The organism is Paenibacillus sp. 1182 (assembly GCF_017833915.1).
GTDB classification, from domain to species: domain Bacteria; phylum Bacillota; class Bacilli; order Paenibacillales; family Paenibacillaceae; genus Paenibacillus; species Paenibacillus polymyxa_D.
Genome location: NZ_JAFICR010000002.1, coordinates 361171 through 380935, shown reverse-complemented (window position 1 = coordinate 380935; position 19765 = coordinate 361171). Strand labels below are relative to the sequence as shown.

The 19765-nt window shown below is 47.3% G+C and carries 17 protein-coding genes; 4 read left to right on the top strand and 13 right to left on the bottom strand.

The genetic code is table 11. The annotated features are described in order from the left end of the window. Positions 1 to 43 precede the first annotated feature (43 nt). A complete protein-coding gene (locus tag JOD82_RS04790; protein ID WP_209947782.1) occupies positions 44 to 976 on the top strand; it encodes a 1-phosphofructokinase family hexose kinase in 933 nt (310 codons plus the stop codon). 257 nt (positions 977 to 1233) lie between these two features. Here JOD82_RS04790 and JOD82_RS04785 read toward each other — a convergent pair whose 3' ends face one another. Both JOD82_RS04785 and mobA read right to left on the bottom strand, forming a co-directional pair. Beyond that, entirely contained in the window at positions 1234 to 1848 is a 615-nt protein-coding gene (locus JOD82_RS04785; RefSeq protein WP_069010028.1) for a LysE/ArgO family amino acid transporter, read from the bottom strand. A gap of 85 nt (positions 1849 to 1933) precedes the next feature. After that, on the bottom strand, positions 1934 to 2614 hold the full coding sequence (gene mobA / locus JOD82_RS04780; RefSeq protein WP_069010029.1) for a molybdenum cofactor guanylyltransferase: 681 nt from the start codon (positions 2612 to 2614) through the stop codon (positions 1934 to 1936). A 197-nt stretch (positions 2615 to 2811) separates the two neighbouring features. Here mobA and JOD82_RS04775 point away from each other — a divergent pair, with 197 nt between their 5' ends. Continuing rightward, the gene (locus JOD82_RS04775) at positions 2812 to 4020 is read left to right on the top strand and encodes an MFS transporter (RefSeq protein ID WP_039271596.1); all 1209 of its coding nucleotides are present in this window, start codon (positions 2812 to 2814) and stop codon (positions 4018 to 4020) included. 199 nt (positions 4021 to 4219) lie between these two features. Here JOD82_RS04775 and JOD82_RS04770 read toward each other — a convergent pair whose 3' ends face one another. Further along, positions 4220 to 5938: a glutamine--tRNA ligase/YqeY domain fusion protein gene (locus JOD82_RS04770; RefSeq protein ID WP_209018366.1), complete on the bottom strand. Its 1719-nt coding sequence runs from the start codon at positions 5936 to 5938 to the stop codon at positions 4220 to 4222. Between the two features lie 168 nt (positions 5939 to 6106). Here JOD82_RS04770 and JOD82_RS04765 point away from each other — a divergent pair, with 168 nt between their 5' ends. Next, entirely contained in the window at positions 6107 to 6832 is a 726-nt protein-coding gene (locus JOD82_RS04765) for a copper amine oxidase (protein WP_069010030.1), read from the top strand. An 84-nt stretch (positions 6833 to 6916) separates the two neighbouring features. Continuing rightward, the gene (locus tag JOD82_RS04760; protein WP_029518539.1) at positions 6917 to 7465 is read left to right on the top strand and encodes a GNAT family N-acetyltransferase; all 549 of its coding nucleotides are present in this window, start codon (positions 6917 to 6919) and stop codon (positions 7463 to 7465) included. A 97-nt stretch (positions 7466 to 7562) separates the two neighbouring features. Here the strand turns inward: JOD82_RS04760 and JOD82_RS04755 are convergent, their stop codons facing one another. The 10 genes from JOD82_RS04755 to JOD82_RS04710 form a co-directional block, all read right to left on the bottom strand. Continuing rightward, entirely contained in the window at positions 7563 to 8057 is a 495-nt protein-coding gene (locus JOD82_RS04755) for a GNAT family N-acetyltransferase (protein WP_069010031.1), read from the bottom strand. A 104-nt stretch (positions 8058 to 8161) separates the two neighbouring features. Next, entirely contained in the window at positions 8162 to 9412 is a 1251-nt protein-coding gene (locus JOD82_RS04750; RefSeq protein WP_209947780.1) for an MFS transporter, read from the bottom strand. A gap of 46 nt (positions 9413 to 9458) precedes the next feature. Beyond that, positions 9459 to 11591 (bottom strand): molybdopterin-containing oxidoreductase family protein, encoded by a 2133-nt coding sequence (locus JOD82_RS04745; RefSeq protein ID WP_069010033.1) that lies wholly within the window; start codon positions 11589 to 11591, stop codon positions 9459 to 9461. A gap of 371 nt (positions 11592 to 11962) precedes the next feature. Beyond that, positions 11963 to 12796, bottom strand: coding sequence for a formate/nitrite transporter family protein (locus JOD82_RS04740; protein ID WP_069010034.1), 834 nt, complete (start codon positions 12794 to 12796; stop codon positions 11963 to 11965). Between the two features lie 387 nt (positions 12797 to 13183). Further along, positions 13184 to 14545: an FAD-dependent oxidoreductase gene (locus JOD82_RS04735; RefSeq protein WP_209947778.1), complete on the bottom strand. Its 1362-nt coding sequence runs from the start codon at positions 14543 to 14545 to the stop codon at positions 13184 to 13186. A 390-nt stretch (positions 14546 to 14935) separates the two neighbouring features. Beyond that, a complete protein-coding gene (locus tag JOD82_RS04730; protein WP_165146103.1) occupies positions 14936 to 15412 on the bottom strand; it encodes a glutathione peroxidase in 477 nt (158 codons plus the stop codon). Between the two features lie 87 nt (positions 15413 to 15499). Beyond that, complete coding sequence (locus tag JOD82_RS04725; protein ID WP_165146100.1) at positions 15500 to 16303, bottom strand: (2Fe-2S)-binding protein; 804 nt, start codon at positions 16301 to 16303, stop codon at positions 15500 to 15502. A gap of 12 nt (positions 16304 to 16315) precedes the next feature. Further along, positions 16316 to 17209, bottom strand: coding sequence for an ABC transporter ATP-binding protein (locus JOD82_RS04720; RefSeq protein WP_029518547.1), 894 nt, complete (start codon positions 17207 to 17209; stop codon positions 16316 to 16318). Between the two features lie 232 nt (positions 17210 to 17441). Next, entirely contained in the window at positions 17442 to 18461 is a 1020-nt protein-coding gene (locus tag JOD82_RS04715) for an LLM class flavin-dependent oxidoreductase (protein WP_209947776.1), read from the bottom strand. A gap of 104 nt (positions 18462 to 18565) precedes the next feature. Beyond that, positions 18566 to 19729 (bottom strand): AI-2E family transporter, encoded by a 1164-nt coding sequence (locus JOD82_RS04710; protein ID WP_069010039.1) that lies wholly within the window; start codon positions 19727 to 19729, stop codon positions 18566 to 18568. Positions 19730 to 19765: the final 36 nt, after the last annotated feature.

The window sequence follows — 19765 nt, the reverse complement described above, 5'->3', positions numbered from 1 at the left end:
CATCAAATGTTGCAAATTGCTGATCTTAAAGGAGTGATGCCTTGTGATTACCACCGTAACGCTTAACGCGGCTGTGGATAAAATCTACACGGTTGCAGGCTTCGGTTTGAATGCCGTCCACCGCATTGAAGGCGGCCTGACGGTACCGGGCGGCAAAGGCGTGAATGCCGCCCGCGTCATCCGCTCGCTAGGCGAGCCTGTACGAGCGACCGGGTTTGCTGCCGGACACACCGGACGGCTGCTCATTGACGGGTTGAGTGCAGAAGGCGTAAGCGCCGATTTCATCGAAATGGCACATGGGGAAACCCGTCTCGCCATTACCGTGCTCGACCCGTCCGCGCGCACGCAGACCGAGCTGATTGAGAGCGGACCGACCGTTGGGCCGCTTGAATTAGCCGCACTGCGGCGCAAAATCGAGACCCTTGCCGAGGATTCGGCTTGGGTCGTATTCTCCGGCAGCCTGCCACCCGGCTGCCCGCCCGATCTATACGCCGAGCTGTGCACGCTAGCGAAGGCGCGCGGCGCGCGGGTGGCGCTGGACGCGAGCGGTGAGGCGCTGCGCTTGGGGCTGCGCGGAAAACCCGACCTCGTGAAGCCTAACGAGGACGAGGCCGCCCACTTCGCGGGGATCGACGCAGCGCGTCCGGATGCCGCTGAAGCGGCGGCAGCGAAGCTGCTGGACGCCGGAGCGCAGCTGGCCGTCATCTCGCTCGGCGCGAGCGGGGCGCTGGCGGTAACGCACAATGCGCGCTACCGCGTGAGCCTGCCAGACGCGGACATTGTCAGCGCGCTCGGCAGCGGTGACGCCATGGTCGCCGGCCTGGTCACCGGCGCGGCGACGGGGCTGGATCTCCCTGCCATGCTACGGCAGGGAGCGGCCTGCGGCACAGCGGCAGCTCTGCACGCCATGGCCGGGAAGATCGAGCTCCAGGACGTGAAGCGTCTGGAGCAGAACATTATGGTGACGCTGTTGTAATTCAGCGTCACTTTTTTATTTCATCTACACATTCGCTCATTTTCATACCACAAACACAGTTGTTCCGATTCCGAATGTTCTATATTCCAACTATGCGCTTTTCCGATTTACAATCCATCCAACCCTCGGGACGCCCGAATTGCAGGCGGTATAAATGGTGCAGGCTGTCTGGCCTTTATGCTATTTTTGATCGGTGTTCCCTTTGCTTTGAGCGGGGTGTTCGCTGTATTGAAGTATTTCCTCTAACAAGGATTGGGTCACATACTGGTAATGAAATTTATCGCCATATAAATGGCCAAGCCTAAAATAATCAGTGCCGATATTTTGTTGAGCACAGTCCCAAACTTCCCTTCTGAATCCATACGTCCCACGAGACGCCCCGCCGTTGCCAGACCGATAAACCATATCCAAGATACGGACACGGCGGCTAGACCAAAGGCCCAGCGTTCCCCGCCGTCATATTGAAGGGAGCTGGTTCCAATTACGCCAACCGTGTCCAGTATGGCATGTGGATTCAATAGCGATACCGAAGCGGCAAAAATCATCTGTTGTTTCGGCCGCATCGCCTGACTTTCTCCCGAGGAAGCTGCCTTCGATCTCCATAAAGTCCAGGCCATATACAGCAGAAACAAACAGCCCGCCGCATAGAGTACGTTCGTGAGCCATAGAAATTGCTGCAAAATAAGAGATACGCCCCCAACCGCAAGCGTAATCAGGATTGTGTCACAGACACCCGCTGTTATGACAGCAGGCAATGCATTGCGAAACCGCGACTGGCACGCCCCTTGATTAAACACAAATACATTTTGTACCCCCAAAGGCAAAATCAAACCCAGCGCCAATAAAAGGGCATGGATAATAGCTTCCAGCATAAATATATTCCCCCAAATTTAACCCATTATATTTCTCTGGTATTTTCTCTCCTAAATAGTCCCTGAACAGGAAGCTTGTACGTTCCTAATCCTCTTGCATTTCCTTTAAATTCTTCACGCTCTGCGTGGTCTGTTTTATACTATGCTTCAACTGCTCTATAGCAAGCTGGTAGTCCTGCGGATTGTTCATATTGAACACTGCCTTATGCCACATGTCTTCACTCACTCCCGGCAAATCTTCTACTGTCGCATAACGAACGTTCAGCTTGTCCAACCAATCGGTGAGACGAAGCCGTCCACTACGCAAACATTCCTCGGCAGACGGTAGCACGCTCCGATGGTATACAGCCAGCAACGGGTGTATACGTCCATTCATAGAAGGTATCACTGCTTGCAATGCTGGTTCCCTCGTTCCTTGCAACTCCGTCCACTTCTTAGTTACAGCGAGCAGATCATGTAGCACCTTTGGCTGTACAAAAGGCATATCACAAGCGACAACCATCCCCCACTCCGTAGTAGATGCAGATAATCCTGCATGGATACCACTCAAGGGCCCCATACCCCGAAAAACATCAGACACAGTTTCCATACCACTCAGGCCATATCCTTGGTTGTCACGAGTGACTACTACAACCCGCTGGGCCGCCTGCTGCAATGTAGTATACATCCGTTCAAGCATAGTGGCTCCATCAATCTCAAGCAGAGCCTTATCCTGTCCCATTCGTCTGGAACGTCCTCCTGCGACGATAATACCAGTCACTTTCACAAATATGCCCTCCTTTTTTTCTGAAAACAATTGCAAATGTGCATGATGAACTTTTTGAACAAAATTTAATTATTACATAATTGTTAATTAATTGGTTTGTTAACCCTTTCAACACATGATACATTGGAATAAAGAACCTCCCACAGATCGGCATCGATGCGCAGTTCTCTATCGGGCTAAGAAAGGAATGGCTTGTCTTGCAAAAGAGAGAAATTCAAGAGACTCCTCTATATTCCTTAAAACTGTATAATTTTTTTCTATATGGAGCTATGGTCATTTTCTCCAGCTTCTTCCCGTTGTATCTGCAAGATATCGGCATGGACAAGCTGGAGATCGGGAGTCTGATGGCTATCGGACCTTTTGTATCCGTATTCGCGAACCCTTTTTGGGGCTATACAAGCGACCGGAGCCGTAACCTCCGACGTATTCTGCTATTTATGATTATAGGTACATTGTTATTGTTGCAAGCTTTATTTCATGTCCATACGTATATCATGATTTATGTGTCGATGATTGGTTTTTATTTTTTCCAAAGCCCTTTATTTGCGCAAAGCAACAGTCTAATTCTCAGCTATATTGAGGGCACAGACCGGAAATTTGGTGCATTCCGTATATGGGGCTCCTTCGGCTGGGCTGTGACAGCAGCAGTTGCCGGCATCGTTATTGACCAAACGGGGATATCCAGCATATCCACCATCTTTACGGTACTTCTTCTAGCTGCATTGATCTGCACCTTGTCGATTCCACCACTGAAAAGCACTGTGGAGACAGCAACCATTCATTTGCGTGGCTTTGGCAGTGTTTTAATGAACGGATACTTTATATCCTTTATTTTATTGGGGATCCTTGTATCCATCCCGAATTCGATCAACAGCGCCTTTATGTCCCTGTACATCACCGAGCTGGGTGGGTCCAAACAGATGCTTGGTTTTGCTGTTTTTATGTCATCGGTATTCGAAATTATTGTATTTTTGCTGTTTGATCGCTTCTTGAAGAAAAGAATGACCGTAATGGTCGGCTGTTTGGCACTCGTCAGTTTGCTGTTTGCCTTACGTTGGGAACTGATGGCTCTGGCCACAGACCCGATTCAGATCGTGTTTATTCAGGCACTTCATTGCGTCACCTTCGGTGGATACTTCTATGTAGGCACCCAGTTGACCGTCCTATTTACCCCTGCAGCATACCGATCATCCGGACAGGCCGTATATACCTTGACCTGGAGTGGTATATCCGGTATCGTAGCAGGTTTTGCGGGAGGTTGGCTATTCCAGAACTTTGGTGGAGAAATGATGTACCATGCAGGGGTGTTCTTCGCCCTACTTGGATCTGCGGGATTCGCTATCATGTGGTATATGCTGTACAAGAACGGTTATCAGCCAGGACTGCCAGCGGGCACAAACGAATAGAAGAAGTCCCTTAACAACACTAGAGGAATGAGGTATCCTCTCTTCCCTTCTGGCTTGTTAGCAAAGACAATAGAGTATCGTCAAGTCAATGATCATGTATAAAGAGTGTGCATGCGTAAAATAAAGGAGTCTGCCGACGGCAGACTCCTTTTCAACTTGGTCGCACGAAGCTACCATCTCTCCCACACTTTCCAACAGCCTATTGCTTAGGCAATTGGAAAGAGCTTTTCAACGATACAACACGGTTAAATACAGGCTCACCCGGTTTGGAAAGCTTCGGATCGACACTGAAATAACCATGTCGGAAAAATTGGAACTTGTCCTGTGATTGAGCTTCTTTCATGTTCGGCTCGACATAGCCATGAGCAATTTCCAATGAGTTCGGATTCAATTGGTCAAGGAATGTTTTTTCTGATGCATCCTCTTCAATCTCATCCGTGTCCTCTGCGTTAATCAAAGGCTCATACAAACGGAATTCGGCAGGAACCGCTTGAGTAGCCTCTACCCAGTGAATCGTGCCTTTCACTTTACGTCCCGTAAAGCCTGATCCGCTCTTGGTTTCTACATCATAGGTACAGTGGATTTCCGTTACATTTCCGTCTGCGTCCTTAATCACATCGTTGCATTTAATGAAGTAAGCATGCTTGAGACGTACTTCATTACCAGGGAACAAACGGAAGTATTTGCTCGGCGGATTCTCCATGAAGTCCTCACGCTCGATATAAATTTCCCGGGAAAACGGAATTTGGCGTGTACCGAGTTCCGGATTTTCCGTATTATTTTCCGCCTCCAGCATTTCAACTTGTCCTTCAGGATAGTTTGTGATAACCACCTTCAACGGATCTATGACTGCCATGGTGCGAGGTGCCTTAAGCTTCAAATCCTCACGTACAAAATGCTCCAGCACCTGCAAATCAATGACTCCGTAGGCTTTGGAAATACCTGTCTCATATACGAAGCTGCGGATGGCCTCCGGTGTATAGCCGCGACGACGTAAACCGGAAATCGTCGGCATACGAGGATCATCCCAACCATCTACGTGCTTTTCATCGACCAGAAGCTTGAGCTTACGTTTGCTGGTTACGGTTTGAGCCAGGTTCAGCCGTCCAAATTCGTATTGGTGCGGTACCTTTTCCATTTCACATTCAGCTACAACCCAATCATACAGCGGGCGTTGATCTTCGAATTCCAGCGAACAGAGCGAGTGCGTTACTCCCTCAATCGCATCTTCCAGCGGATGAGCATAGGAGTACATTGGATAGATACACCATGTGTCGCCTGTATTGTGATGTGCTGTGTGTGAAATACGGTAAATAATCGGATCACGTAAATTAATGTTTCCCGAAGCCATATCAATTTTGGCACGCAGCACCTTTTCACCATTTTGGTATTTGCCTGCACGCATCTCTTCAAACAGCTTCAGATTATCTTCCACACTGCGATCCCGATAAGGACTATTTTGCCCCGGTTCGGTCAGTGTGCCACGAGTTTCACGGATTTGGTCCGCGCTTTGATCATCCACATAAGCTTTACCCTTTTGGATCAGCAGGATGGCACGCTTGTACATTTCTTCGAAATAATTGGAGGCAAAATGTTTTTCCTCCCATTCATAACCGAGCCACTTCACGTCCTCCTGAATGGAGTTCACGTATTCCGTGTCTTCCTTCGCCGGATTGGTGTCGTCAAAACGCAGATTGGTGCGTCCTCCGAATTCATCTCCCAACGAGAAATTGATCCAGATAGCTTTGGCATGTCCAATATGCAAATATCCGTTAGGTTCAGGCGGAAATCGTGTAACAACCTCCTTTACCTTACCCGTACGTAGATCCTCTTCAATAACATTTTTAATAAAATTGGGGGGAGTGATCGGCTTCTCCACGCTAATCAACCTTTCTTCCGTATAATCTGTGTAAAACATGTTCCCTTAAATATACCCTTTCACACCGCATAACTCAATAAAATGAAAATCCTTATGCTCTCTTCAGCAAAAAAAGTGACAAGTTATGAAAAAGAGTTAACATTTTCGGCAAATAAATTCGTTATAGTGTATATATCTTTTATTTTGCCCGGAAAAGGAGACCCACCCGTGTTTAAGCTGCTCATTGTGATCCTGCTGTCTATGCTTTTGTCCTCTTCCGTCATGACTTCCGGCCATCCTTCACCGGACCCGGTGAACGGAACTGTACAATCTCGTCCACTAGCCAGCGCTTCAGAAGACTCATCCGTCCGCTTATATGCTGTTAGTCCGTCACAGGGATTATTCCATTCAGCTGTATTGGAAATCGGCCAACAACGCCACACATTCCGATGGTCGGGCTCGGCAGATATCTCCACCGCACCACAATTATATTATAGGGATGTGAATGGGGATGGTGTGCGTGAAGCCGTCGTGGTCCTCACGCGTGCCTCGGGAACGGGTGTCGAATTGCAGGAGTTGCATATTGTTAACGCACGGACGATGGAAGAATATGCAGTCGAATCGGCAGCAGATGCTGTGTCCCAGCGCGTTCACAGCTCAGTGGAGCCACGTGACCACAACCGCCAGGTTCATATTGCTGTCACGATTGACGGTGTCACACACACGATGGACCCTAAAGCATCAGTATTTTACGATGATCCAGCCCAATTTACAAAGCATCTCGATTTTAGCTCTGTCGTAATGTATGATGCCGAACAGCTTCCTCTGCAAGCCACTGTATCTGGCAGTGTATCCCCAACCGAATTTGTAGGGGATTTGGATCTGAGATATGTATACGAGCATGAACGGTTCCGGGTGGGACCTATTGAATTTGAAGCTTCCTCTCCCTTTTGACGACTCTCGCAGAATAAGGTAGCATGGGATTAAATGCTAGACTGGCTGGTTTAGCGATTTTCCGAGTGAAAGAGGGGATCAATCATGTTTACATATGCGTTGGACGAACGCACAGTCCTTCGGCCGCTCACCAAGGAGCATGTGCAGCCTCTGTTTGAGCTGATCGAAATGTCCCGTGACCGCCTGCGTCAATGGCTTCCATGGGTAGACTCTACCACGGAAATCAGCCACACAGAGCAGTTCGTGCAGGGCGCCTTGAAACAAGCCGCAGAGAACGGTAGTCTGACCGCCGGAATTTGGATAGACAACGAGCTTGCTGGCATCATCAGCTACCATGAGATCAATTGGACTCACCGCTCCGTTAGCATCGGATACTGGCTTGGACACGGGTACGAAGGACAAGGTCTAATGACCAGCGCCTGCCGCGTATTCGTTGAATATGCTTTGATGGAGCTGGACTTGCATCGGGTCGAAATCCGCTCTGCAACGACGAACCGCCGTAGCCGCGGTATTCCGGAACGTTTGGGCTTTGTGCTCGAAGGCATTGTACGCGAAGCGGAATTGCTGCCCGACGGCTACATGAACCACGCAGTGTACGGTATGCTCCAAAATGAATGGAAGCAACTTCGGTAATATTGTATTGTACAACAACGCCGCAGACCTGAGCAGGTCTGCGGCGTTGTTGGTTTAGGCCGGGCATACAACCGAATTGCTGTCTGTAGCCTCCCGCCTATTTTAAGAAATAGGCCATTAACACATCATCTACGAATTGGCCTGCTATGTAAAACTCCTCATGCAAACGTCCTTCAATCGCGAAACCACTTTTTTCATAAAACATAAGGGCTTCCGTGTTGCATGAGAGTACACGCAAACTCAACTTACGTATGCCCTCCGCAGCTGCAATATCCTTCATGGAGTTCATGAGTGCCGTCCCAATGCCTTTGCGATGATAAGCTGGATGTACAGCTATATTTATTTCGAGTACATGACAATTACTAGCCAACAGCGTTGGAGGACGAAATCCAATATACCCGCAGAGTACTTCCTGTTCGATGGCGACCAGTTGAGAGCCTGGAGGCGTATTACGCAGAAACTCCCCGCGCGACTTCCAGGACAGCGAGGCGGGAGCCGTGCGTTCATTCCATACCAATTCATCCAGCGCAATCAGATCAGGAGCATCCTTCATCTCCGAATGACGTATCGTCAAGAGTTGACTTGTAAACAATTCCTTTCAATCCTTCCTGTGAAGGCTTTCCTGAAGCAATAACTACAATCATCCGTCACTTATTGTACCATAATTACAGCATAATACTGCATTTTTATTAGGACTTAAGAACTGGGAACATCCGCCTTGGACGTCATAGTATTCAAAGTATCCGAATGATGCCGGAAACGGTTCAACCAGCTGTGCAGGACGAAAAACAGGATCGACAACACCGCTACGCCTGATGCAAGCCAAAGTGTAGGCGGTAACCCACCGCCATCATACAACTTCCCCATAATATAAGGCCCCATTACCCGTCCGGCTGCGCCAATGCCCCCCACAAGCCCAATGTAAAAGGGTGCACCCCGACCTCCATGATCAGACAGGAATGCTGGAACCGCAGGTGCAATCAGCATTTCTCCCAGGGTCGCCAGAACCATAGCGAATATCATTCCAGTATAGTTCTGTGTGCCCAGCATGACAATATAAGCCGCCAAATAAAATCCTCCGGCCCATGTCATTTGCGCTGAAGCGTGATGAGCGTACAGTCGTTTTATCCAAAAAATAATGGGTTGTGCGGCAAAAATAAGGATACCATTCAGTGTCCATAGTAACCCATACATCGTTTTAGGCAAGCCCTGCTCAATAATATGGGGAGACACTCCTGTATTCCAGATCGAATTGCCGAACCATAAAAAAAGTGAGCCTAACCCCACAAAGAGATACAATCTGGTATCACGAAACAGCAAACGAGCTGGGATTTCCTCTCTTTTCTTCACAGACTTGCTGAGCTGTACTTCTCCCTCTTCCCGATCCACCCTGCTTAGATAAGACCAGAAGAATCCGGCAAATACCGCAGAAGTCACTCCGTTCATCACAAAGCTGAGCTGATAGGAGAGGTCAGCCAGAACGCCACTCAATCCCGTACCCACTGCAACCCCAATATTGTTAGCGACATAAATAATATTAAATAGCTCTCCACGAAGGTCAGCGAAACGAAAACCTACAAACGCCTGAATCGCAGGTACAGATACGACATTAAAAAAGCCGATAAAGCCCATCATGATGACAAACGCTACCCAATGACCGCTGGTAAATGGAAGCGCGAGAAGTCCCAGCGCGTTCATCGCGAGTGAGCCAACAATCAGCTTCTTGGCTCCAATACGGTGATAGAGGGCTCCGCCCAACACTTGACCAAAAATTCCGCCCAGAGACTGCACTAAAATCGCAATTCCTGCATCTCCCATACTACGGTTTAGCTCGTCAAACACATACATGCTAACCAACGGCCACATCAGGGAACTTCCAGCAGAATTAATCAGGCTGGCAATGAGAAACACTTTCACTTCTTTCGGATAAGACTCCAACCATTTCATATCTTTTGTTTCTCCTTTTGCATCTGACGCCATAAAAGGCATAATCTCATTGGCGCTTCACATTCACCACCGTTGAGAAGAAAGTAGCCCCCTGTCCCATATCCGACAGCCGATCAGAGGTTAACACATTGACACGCTGTCTGCGTCCTTTGCCTTCCCACCATAATCCCTGACTAATCACTGTACCGGGCAGCATCAGATCGGTGACTTTGGCTTTCAGCTCATACGTCCCCCGATCATTCCATACGGTAACCGGCTCCCCGTCCGCGATGCCTCTTGTCTGAGCATCCTCCGGGTGAATTTGTAGCAAGGGCTCCCGCTCCAGTCGCTGATGCTTGGGCAAGTTAGCGAAAGTAGAATTCAGAAAATTATGGTTTGGCGGTGAAATAAACATTAATGGATACCGCTCGTCCGCTTGCGGTCGGTGCTCTCCGTCGTACCCTTCAATCAGCGGCACATAAGAAGGCATCGCGGGCAGACCTGCTTGTTTCATTTTTTCCGAATATAGCTCAATCTTGCCTGAAGGCGTGGTTAAACGATCCAAATAAGTGGCCTTTGGCGTCATATCAAGCTTTACAAAAGGTGACTTCTTTAAGGATTCCAAGGTCACACCGTTGAGATAAGGGTTCGTTGGATTATCAAGCGCGCCTGCGATCATCTCCTCTTCACTTTCCGTAAAGGCAGCTTCATCAAAGCCCATTGCCCGTCCGAGCAGGCTAAACAGCTCATAATTGCTTTTGCTTTCCCCAAGCGGATCAATGACGGGCTGCTGCATTTGGATATAGTGGTGCCAGTACGATTTGTATAGATCTGTTCCTTCAAAAGAAGACGCGGCAGGCAGCACAATATCTGCATAGCGGGCCGTATCGGTTAGGAATAGGTCATGAACGACTGTGAACAAATCCTCTCGTTCAAATCCTTTAGTCACCCGTTCCGAATCGGGGGCTACAACTACCGGATTACTGCAATATACGAATAACGCCTTAATCGGCTGTTCCTTCTGTAGCAGCGCTTCTCCGATCCGGTTCATGTTAATCATCCGGGCATCCGGGTTCTGTCGCAGATCAGGACGCTCCAGATGGGCGCTGTTAATCTTGGCATAAGCGCCGTTGGAGCGTGACGCTCCCCCGCCGTGCTTCAGCCATTGTCCAGTGAGCGCAGGCAAGCATGTAACCGCACGTACGTTCATACCGCCATTATCATGATGCTGAAGCCCATTACCGATATTGATATACGCTGCTCTCGCAGTTCCGTACATTTCCGCCAAACGGATAATATCCGCTTCCGGCACGCCGGTAATCCGCGAAACCCGCTCTGGTGTATAGGTCTTAACATGCTCGCGCAGTTCCTCATGACCTACTGTGTAGCGATGTAAAAATTCGTCGTCCGTCAGTCCTTGAGCGAACAGTACATTCATAACACCCAGCGCGAGCGCTGTATCCGTCCCCGGATATAACGGAATGAACCAATCCCCCCATTGCGCCGTCCGGTTACGATGAACGTCAATAACGACCACCTTAGCACCTTTTTTACGTGCTTTCTCAGCCAAAACGACCTGATGCATGTTGGTGCTAATGACATTACCACCCCACACAATAATGAGGTCTGCATCCTCCGTGTCCTCCGGGCTGGTGCCGCCCTTAAAACCCATAACGGACGCCCAGCCTTCATTCCCAGCCACGCTGCAAATCGTCTGATCCAGTTGGCTTGAACCCAGCGCATTAAAAAATCGGCGATCCATTCCATCCACACTCAATACGCCCATATTGCCATAAAAGCTGTAGGGGAGAATAGATTCCGGTCCGTCCGTACGGATCAGTTCCTTGAACCGACCTGTAATGGTATTGACCGCCTCCTCCCAGCTAATTCGTTCAAACTTCCCTTCTCCTTTGGGGCCTATACGCTTCAACGGATAGAGCACCCGATCAGGATCATATACCCGCTCCGTCATATTGCGAACTTTGTTACAAATAGCCCCTTTGGTAATGGGATGATCTGGGTTTCCAGTCACCTTGATTATCTTTCCTTTTTCCTTGTGAAGCAGGAGCCCACACGTATCCGGGCAATCTAACGGGCATACAGCCGGAAAAATACCGTCCTGCTGCTCCGTCATCCGCTGTCCCCCTTGTAAGTCTTGTTGAAGCGTGGCCTCACGAGGCGCGCTATTGCGATGATCCATAGTGTTGATGCTCCTTTCCGTTACCGTTTCCAAAAATTACACTGATCTTATCATATCCACAGCTTTGGCCGATGGCAAGAGAAGGATTTTCCCACACAGCCGCTCTCCAAAATATTAAAAAAATCCGTCTGCTGCATAGAGCAAAACGGATTTTTTAAGAATTATAATTTTTTTCAACATCCTGTTTCATCATATCTTACTGAGGGTAAAAAAGATCAAGGCATCATGGACGAGAGCACACTCATCCTCCATGCCAAATCATGGACCACTCCCAAAAAAATCCGCCATGACAGGTTTCGTTCCCCCGGGCCTGTCATGGCGGATTTGCTTTGTTCATTGCTGTTTAAAGTACCGTGATTAGGTAGGATCAATCAACGGATTGGATGTGCAACCGAAGAAGTAGTTGGAGATTCATTCACTGGATGTGCGTTGGCTTGAGGCTTTTTCAGATAGGCCAACCAGTAGGCTCCAGCCACAAACAGGCTACCTCCTACCAAATTCCCCAGCCAGACCGGAATGAAGTTCATAACATAATCTGCCCATGAAAAGTGGCCTGCAAAAATAGCCGCCGGAATGAGAAACATATTGGCAACAACGTGCTGAAATCCAATAGCCACAAAGGCCATGGTCGGGAACCAAATCCCCATAATTTTGCCGCCAATGGAGTCTGTGCTATATGCCAACCATACAGCCAGTGCTACGAGCCAATTACATCCTATACCCGATATAAAAGACTGCAAAAAGCTTTCGTGTAGCTTATGTCCTGCCATATCCACCACTTTGTCCAGATAAGGGCCCGTTTCTGTTAAACCCAGCACATGCCCAAAGAAAAATGCAACGAATAACGCACCTGCAAAATTACTGAGCGTAATAATCGCCAAATTACGAAACATGACTCCTGTCTTAATCCGTCCTGCCCATCTCGCCAAAGGGACCGCCATCATATTGCCGGTCAGCAATTCTCCGCCTGCGATCAAAACTAATACCAGACCAATAGGGAACACCGCAGCTCCAATAAAGGTGGCAATGCTTCCCCATTCTTTAGGCGCACTTGCAATAACACGTATATCCAGCAAAAACCCGAGTGCAATAAATGCACCTGCCAAAAACCCCAGTACCACCGCCACAGTCCACGGGTTGTTCGCCTTGGCCACTCCTGTTTCCACCGTCTTTTCAGCAATTTGCCCCGGTTTATAGCTCGCCATATATCCCCGCTCCTTTAATATCTATTCACTAAAATATTCTTCTTTCATATTTTATTTAAAATCAGTGATTAAGTTTGTGAAAAAAATCACTTTCGTAACTATAAAAAAAACAGCCCCTGAAAAAAGGACTGTTTTTCTGTATTATTACATCTACTGCGCTACTACGCGCTTTACATTTAATTGTATTCTTCCTTTTCAACTGCTCTTAAGAACCAAAGAACTCCACCAAGGCCTACCATGGCCACGACTACAAGAAAAAGGATATAAAACAAACCCATAAGTTACTTCCCCCCTGATCCTTATGCTACTCTATATTGTACTATAAGGATTCATCCGTACGCCTCAGATTGTTGACAAACTTATGAACAATGTCACAGACAAATCTAATTATACAGTAACTGGGTTCCGTTCAGATATTGTAGGCAATGCTTGTAAACCTGCCGCGTTCAAGAAATTCCAAGGCTTGTTATAGTGCGGCTGGAAGAAGAAATCGACAAAGGCCAACTGGTCAATGGTCATATGGTTTTGAATGGCTACGGATAGCGTGTTAATGGATTGCGTCAAATCCACCTTCGACATAATTTGAGCACCCAGAATTCTCCGCGTCCCCTGTTCATATACCACTTTCAGTAACACTTTTTCGGAGGTTGGCATAAATTCAGGTCGGTAGCTGTCCTCAATGGTTACAGCTTCTACAGTCATGCCTTCATCTGTTGCCGCAGCTTCCGTCATGCCTGTTCCTGCGATATTGTCTTCGTAAATTTTGATACCCGAAGTTCCTTGGGTTCCCATGTAGGCAATGGTTGGTTGCACCAGATTACGTGCCACCAGCGTACCCATACGAACTGCGTTGGTTGCCAAAGGGATATAAGCCGTTTTGCCGGTCGGATTATAGCGAATTGCACAACTGTCGCCTGCTGCAAACACGTCCGGGCAACTACTTTGCATATAGTTATCCACAATGATCGCACCGTTAGGCAACATATCTACCTGACCTTTGAGCAGATCCGTTTGAGGTCGGAAACCGATGCAGAGAATAACAAGCTCTGTTTCATATTCTCCTTTAGAGGTCACGACTTTACTTACCTTACCGTTCGTACCCTCAAAACGACTCACCGTCTCGCCAAGTACCAGCTTAATGCCATGTTCCTTCAGGGAACTTTCAATCCGGTCTGTATACTCATGGTCCAAATACTTATTCAATATACGATCAGCACTGTCGATCAGCGTTACATTTTTACCATTCATTTGGAAAGCTTCTACCAATTCAACACCAATGTATCCAGCTCCCACGACTGTAATGTTCTGTACGTGCTGGGCTTTCTCAATGATATCATTGGAATGATTATAGTTTTTACAGAGCAAAATATGATCAAGTTCAATGCCTTCCAGCTTTGGAATAATGGGCCATGATCCCGTGGTCACAATTAGTTTATCAAATGTGTCTGTAAATTCCTCACCTGTTTGGAGATTACGGGCATGCAGCGACTTGCCAGCCGTATCCACACTCGTTACCTCATGAAGCATCTTGGTCACTACACCCAAGTCAGACAGTTGATCTGGAGACGAATAAAACAGGCCGTGCGGATCTTTGACGACACCACCTACGTACAGCGCAATACCACAAGATAAAAATGAAATATTATCATTACGCTCGTAAACGGTAATTTCTGCATCTGAATAACATTTAGCTGTGTTAACGATAGCTGCTGTGCCTGCGTGTGTACATCCGATAACTGCTACTTTCATGTTGAATTCCTCCTTGGTGTGTGGGCATAAACTGTATAATAATTGTGAATAGTTTCACGTAAACAGCTCGTTAGTGTTTGTGATTTATTTCACTTCATGCACTTATTATAGTGTGATATTTTTCACATTACAATAGCTTTTTGTGATATTCACAATTTGTCCACATTTAAAAAAGAAAGGATATACGAGATCAACTGTTTGCTGAAATGTTTTTTTGCTCCATTCAGTTTCCCCTGTAGGCGGCCTGATTATGCCCATGGAATCGACTTTCACATGATGCTCCCCCCTTAGACAAATGCACATGTAGAGAACAAAAAAAGGTCCGCTTCCCGGAGACATGCCGGAAATCAGACCTTTTTAAACATATATTTTGGAATGAAGGCAAAGCTACTATAGCAATTGCTCAATGGCTGCTTTCATCGCTTCTGGTGACTCCTTCGGTTCAAAACGACCCACAGGTACACCTTCACGATTCACAATGAATTTCGTAAAATTCCACTGAATTGTCCCATTTTCCTGTTCTCCAGGCTGTTGCTTTTTCAAATATTCAAACAGAGGCGCTGTACCCGGTCCATTGACGTCCACTTTGGCGAATACCGGGAAATTAACCCCGTAATTCAGTTGGCAAAATTCAGACGCTTCCTCGCTGCTGCCCGGCTCCTGACCGCCAAATTGGTTGCAAGGAAAGCCTAATACAACTAATCCCCGATCCTTATATTCGTCATAAAGCTTTTGCAAATCCCCATATTGCGGGGTAAGTCCGCATTTACTGGCGGTATTCGCAATAACCAGCACCTTACCAGCGTAAGTATTCAGAGAAACCTCCTGATTCGCTGGTGTTACGGCATTATGTGAATAGACAGACATACAGCATCCTCCTTCGTGTCACTTGGTTTAGGTTACATAACCTATTTTAACCAAAAGGTGACGGACATGCCAACATCCACAGAGACTTTACCGTGATGCCACCACTTCGAGTCTGCGTTCTTCGCGTTCGGAAGCGGACATTTTGGGGCAAGTATAACAATACCGCTGACCTCCACCTGTCTTGTAATATTGGCAACAGGACGGTTTCATGTAGGTATTTTCACCAGGGCGGTAAGGATTGTCCAATTCAACGAGACGAACCGTAAACGGATTTCTTTTACGCCCGAATATCTCTCCCTCAAGTTCACGTGTCACATACATATAATCTTGTTCAAAGCGCTCCACATCCTGAGGATCAGTCAACGATGGCTGTACTCTATCCTTAAAATACAGCAATGCCAACGGAAACTGTCCCCACATTTGGCCGATAGATGCGCTCCCCACTGTAGCAATTGCTTCCAATAGGGGCCGCATCTGCAAACTGTAAAAGTCTCGTAACACTTGCTGGGCCTGTTCGGAAGAACGGTGATCCCCATTGTTCCACGTATTGTCCAGCTCTGTTAAGTCGATGACCTGAAGACTAATAGAGGGATATTGACCTTCATAACAAATATGAAATCTGAGATTAGAAACGGACAGGTCCCAACGGCGTTCACACAGGGATACCATAAAATGCTGCGCAAACACGAGGCCACGCAACTGGTTCACAAAATAAACGGCTGCGGTTAAAACGTCTTCAGCACGCAGAAGATCGCCGTAATACTCCATCACAGAGCGGATCTTATCTGGTTCAAGCCATTCGGCCACTGGCCCGGAATATACTGCATCCTCCGGCGTGACTCTCACTATGTTTGCTAGTTGCTCAAGCTGATCGTAATCCAGTGGTTTCATGGTATGTCCCCTTTAACCTCTTGCCGCTACTTGTGCTCTAGCATCACGTCGCTCAGCAACAGAACCCACAGGTTGCTTATCTTCCACATTCATTTCTTTTATGGCTTGGCTTACCGCAGGCTGTCCAGCCAAAGCATACGGAAGACAGAGCGGTACACCTGTACGAGGATCTGTTACAATATCAGCCTCAATCCCGAACACTTCACGCAGCACATCAGGGGACATAACCTCAGTTGGAGTTCCTACCGCCTCAGCTTTCCCTTTTTTGATTGCAATCATATGCTGAGCATACCGGGCCGCATGGTTCAAATCATGCACGACCATAACAATGGTGCGCTCCTCCGAAGTATTTAGATACTCCAGCAAATGCAGCACTTCCAGTTGATGCGCCATATCTAAAAATGTCGTCGGCTCATCCAGAAACAAAATATCCGTATCCTGCGCAAGTGCCATAGCAATCCAGGCACGCTGACGCTGACCGCCAGAAAGCTGATCAATCGGACGATCGTGGAACTCGCTCATTCCCGTTACTTGAATGGCCCACTCTACCATTTTGCGATCTTCCGCTTTCATGGAACCAAAACCTTTTTGATAAGGAAAACGTCCGTAAGATACCAGTTCCGTCACGGTTAATCCTTCCGGTGCAGTCGGATTTTGCGGCAAAATAGCCAGCTGCTTAGCTACTTCCCGGGTGGATTGCTTATGAATGGATTTACCGTCAAGCAGAACACTGCCGCCCTTAGGATTCATGATGCGAGCCATCGTCTTCAGAATGGTGGACTTGCCAGAACCATTTGCGCCTACCAAGGCTGTGATTTTCCCTTGCGGTATTTCTACGTTCAGATCTTCTACAATCAATCGATCTTCATAAGCAATATCCAGATTTGCCGTTTTCAGACGAAACATGTGGAATCATCCCTTTCCCTTATCCAATATATATAGTCACGGGCTTAACGCACGACTTTCATCAAAACTTCATTCTATCTTTATATAATAAAGATATTGATAATCATTATCAAGTGTTAACTGGTTTATTTCCTATATCATACAGTGCATATCATCCAATATTTTCTCAAAAAATTCAAAAAAAAGATCACAGCTCCTTGAAGCTGTGATCTTTCAAATCCGGCGAATTGCATTATGACTGTACAGAACACAGTCCAAGTACTTCGGCCATGAGACGTATAGATTTCATTTTGGCATCAAAGTCATGAATAATGCTCGCAACCATGATCTCCTGTGCATTATAGTCCTTACTTAATTGCTCAATCTGACGCTTCACCTGTTCGGGCGAACCGACCACCATACGTTTGCGATTCTCACGTATCCGCATCCGGTCAAACGGCGTATACGGATACGCCAGTGCCTTTTCCACGGAAGGTGTTCCAGCGGAGCGCATTCCCTGCTCTAATAGTACAAGAGATAAGTCCATGCTGGAAGCCAAGCGATTGGCCTCCTCTTCGGTATCCGCACAGATCGCAAATACGGCAACAAGCGAACGTGGTTGGTCACTATGCTGGGAAGGCTGGAAGCTTTCCTGGTATTCCTTCATAGCCCCTGTGCCGCCTTCACCATTAATGAACTGCGCAAACGCAAAGCCCACGCCACGCTCGGCTGCCAGACCTGCGCTATCACCACTGGAGCCGAGCAACCACATTTCCGGTACAGTTTCTATAAGCGGCATCGCCTGTAGCGAACCGAAACGGTGATTATTGCCTGTGCTGTCATGTAAATAAGCTAACAGGTCATCCAACTGCTCAGGGTATAGATCTACACCACCTCGCATTTTGCCTTCTTGCAGGGCTCTGGTAGCAATGGGCATTCCTCCAGGCGCCCGTCCCAGACCTAAATCAATGCGTCCCGGATACAATCCCTCCAACACACGAAAGTTTTCCGCTACTTTATAAGCGCTGTAATGAGGCAGCATCACCCCACCCGACCCCACTCGAATGGCCCGAGTACGGGCGGCCAGATGTGAAATCAGTACCTCCGGGCTGGACCCAGCGAGATTTGCTGCAGAATGATGCTCTGATACCCAAAAGCGATGATAACCCAAGCGTTCCGCCTCTATAGCAAGCTCAGCGGTCTTTTGTAATGCCTGCGCATGCGTCATGCCTTCCGATACCGGAGATTGGTCAAGAATGCTGAGTTTTATCATAAAAGTCTGACCTTTCTATTTGGGAATAAGGATAGGCATTAATTATAGCACGCATAGCCACAGTTACCCAAGAGGGGCCCATATCAATTTTATAGTGGAAAAGTTTATTTTTCGTAAAGACTTGCGTTCCCTTTATCCGCCTCATAGAGATGCGAACGCTTTTTAAAGAAACTATACAAATGTGTAACGATTACTTTCAAGACAGCATACCCCGGAACCGCCAGTACAATTCCCACCACACCAAACAAATTGCCTGCGGTCAGAATAACGAAGATAATCGTGATCGGATGTACCCGAAGAGATTTGCCCATAATTTGTGGAGAAATTAATTTACCCTCAATGAGCTGTACGACTGTCCACACGATAACCATCTTGAGCAGCATAATCGGTGAGGTAACCAAGGCTACAATTAACGCAGGTGTAATGGCAATGACGGGACCTAAGTAGGGGACAACGCTCGTAAAGGATGCAATGACTGCAAGCGTCAAAGAGTAGTCTAATCCAATGATTAGGTAACCAATATACAACAGCGCCCCAATACAGAAGCTGACAATAATCTGCCCACGAATATAGGAACTGACCTGATGATTCATCTCGGTCATAATGCGATCTGTTTCTTTACGAAACATAGGCGGGAGCATTTTCAGGATAAACTGTGGTAGCTTGTGTCCATCTTTTAGCAAGTAGAACAGAATAAATGGAACCGTGGCAATCGCAAGTACCGTTTCTGTAACCACGCCCAAAAAGCTGCCCACACCCGTCCATGCATTATTAATAAAGCTAGATAACTTTTCAGAAGCTTTGGAGGCCAGCTCTGATGGATTAATTTGAATCGTGTTCTGGAACTGGTTTACAAAATCGCTGCCGATCAGTTTCTCGAATTGTCGTTGTACTTGCTCGCTATAGGCAGGGAAATTTTGAATAAGCCCCTGTATTTGATCACGGATCACAGGCACCACCGATGTAACCACAATCGCAATAACCCCTATAATAAGCAAAAACAATACAACAATGGAGTATACTCGTTTCACCTTGTTACGCTCCAGTACATCAACCAACGGGTTGAACAGATAGTACAACACGCCGGATAATATGACAGGGAGAATGATCGTTTTTAACAGCACTATGACAGGTGTGAATATGTATGAAATTTTGGTAAGAACCAAGATATTCAAGCCGATCAGCAGCAGTACCAGCAGGAATAACACAAACTTGTTGTTCAGAAAAAACTTCTTGAATCGGTCTTTCCATGCCGGAGTTATTTCCACACCACATTCCCCTTCTCTTTACACAAATGAGTATAC

Excerpts from the sequence above, each read along its gene's own strand:
- JOD82_RS04785 (WP_069010028.1), bottom strand. The coding sequence starts at position 1,848 with ATGCTGGAAGCTATTATCCATGCCCTTTTATTGGCGCTGGGTTTGATT.
- JOD82_RS04770 (WP_209018366.1), bottom strand. The coding sequence starts at position 5,938 with ATGTTTTACACAGATTATACGGAAGAAAGGTTGATTAGCGTGGAGAAG.
- JOD82_RS04760 (WP_029518539.1), top strand. The coding sequence starts at position 6,917 with ATGTTTACATATGCGTTGGACGAACGCACAGTCCTTCGGCCGCTCACC.
- JOD82_RS04750 (WP_209947780.1), bottom strand. The coding sequence starts at position 9,412 with ATGAAATGGTTGGAGTCTTATCCGAAAGAAGTGAAAGTGTTTCTCATT.
- JOD82_RS04745 (WP_069010033.1), bottom strand. The coding sequence starts at position 11,591 with ATGGATCATCGCAATAGCGCGCCTCGTGAGGCCACGCTTCAACAAGAC.
- JOD82_RS04740 (WP_069010034.1), bottom strand. The coding sequence starts at position 12,796 with ATGGCGAGCTATAAACCGGGGCAAATTGCTGAAAAGACGGTGGAAACA.
- JOD82_RS04735 (WP_209947778.1), bottom strand. The coding sequence starts at position 14,545 with ATGAAAGTAGCAGTTATCGGATGTACACACGCAGGCACAGCAGCTATC.
- JOD82_RS04730 (WP_165146103.1), bottom strand. The coding sequence starts at position 15,412 with ATGTCTGTCTATTCACATAATGCCGTAACACCAGCGAATCAGGAGGTT.
- JOD82_RS04725 (WP_165146100.1), bottom strand. The coding sequence starts at position 16,303 with ATGAAACCACTGGATTACGATCAGCTTGAGCAACTAGCAAACATAGTG.
- JOD82_RS04720 (WP_029518547.1), bottom strand. The coding sequence starts at position 17,209 with ATGTTTCGTCTGAAAACGGCAAATCTGGATATTGCTTATGAAGATCGA.
- JOD82_RS04715 (WP_209947776.1), bottom strand. The coding sequence starts at position 18,461 with ATGATAAAACTCAGCATTCTTGACCAATCTCCGGTATCGGAAGGCATG.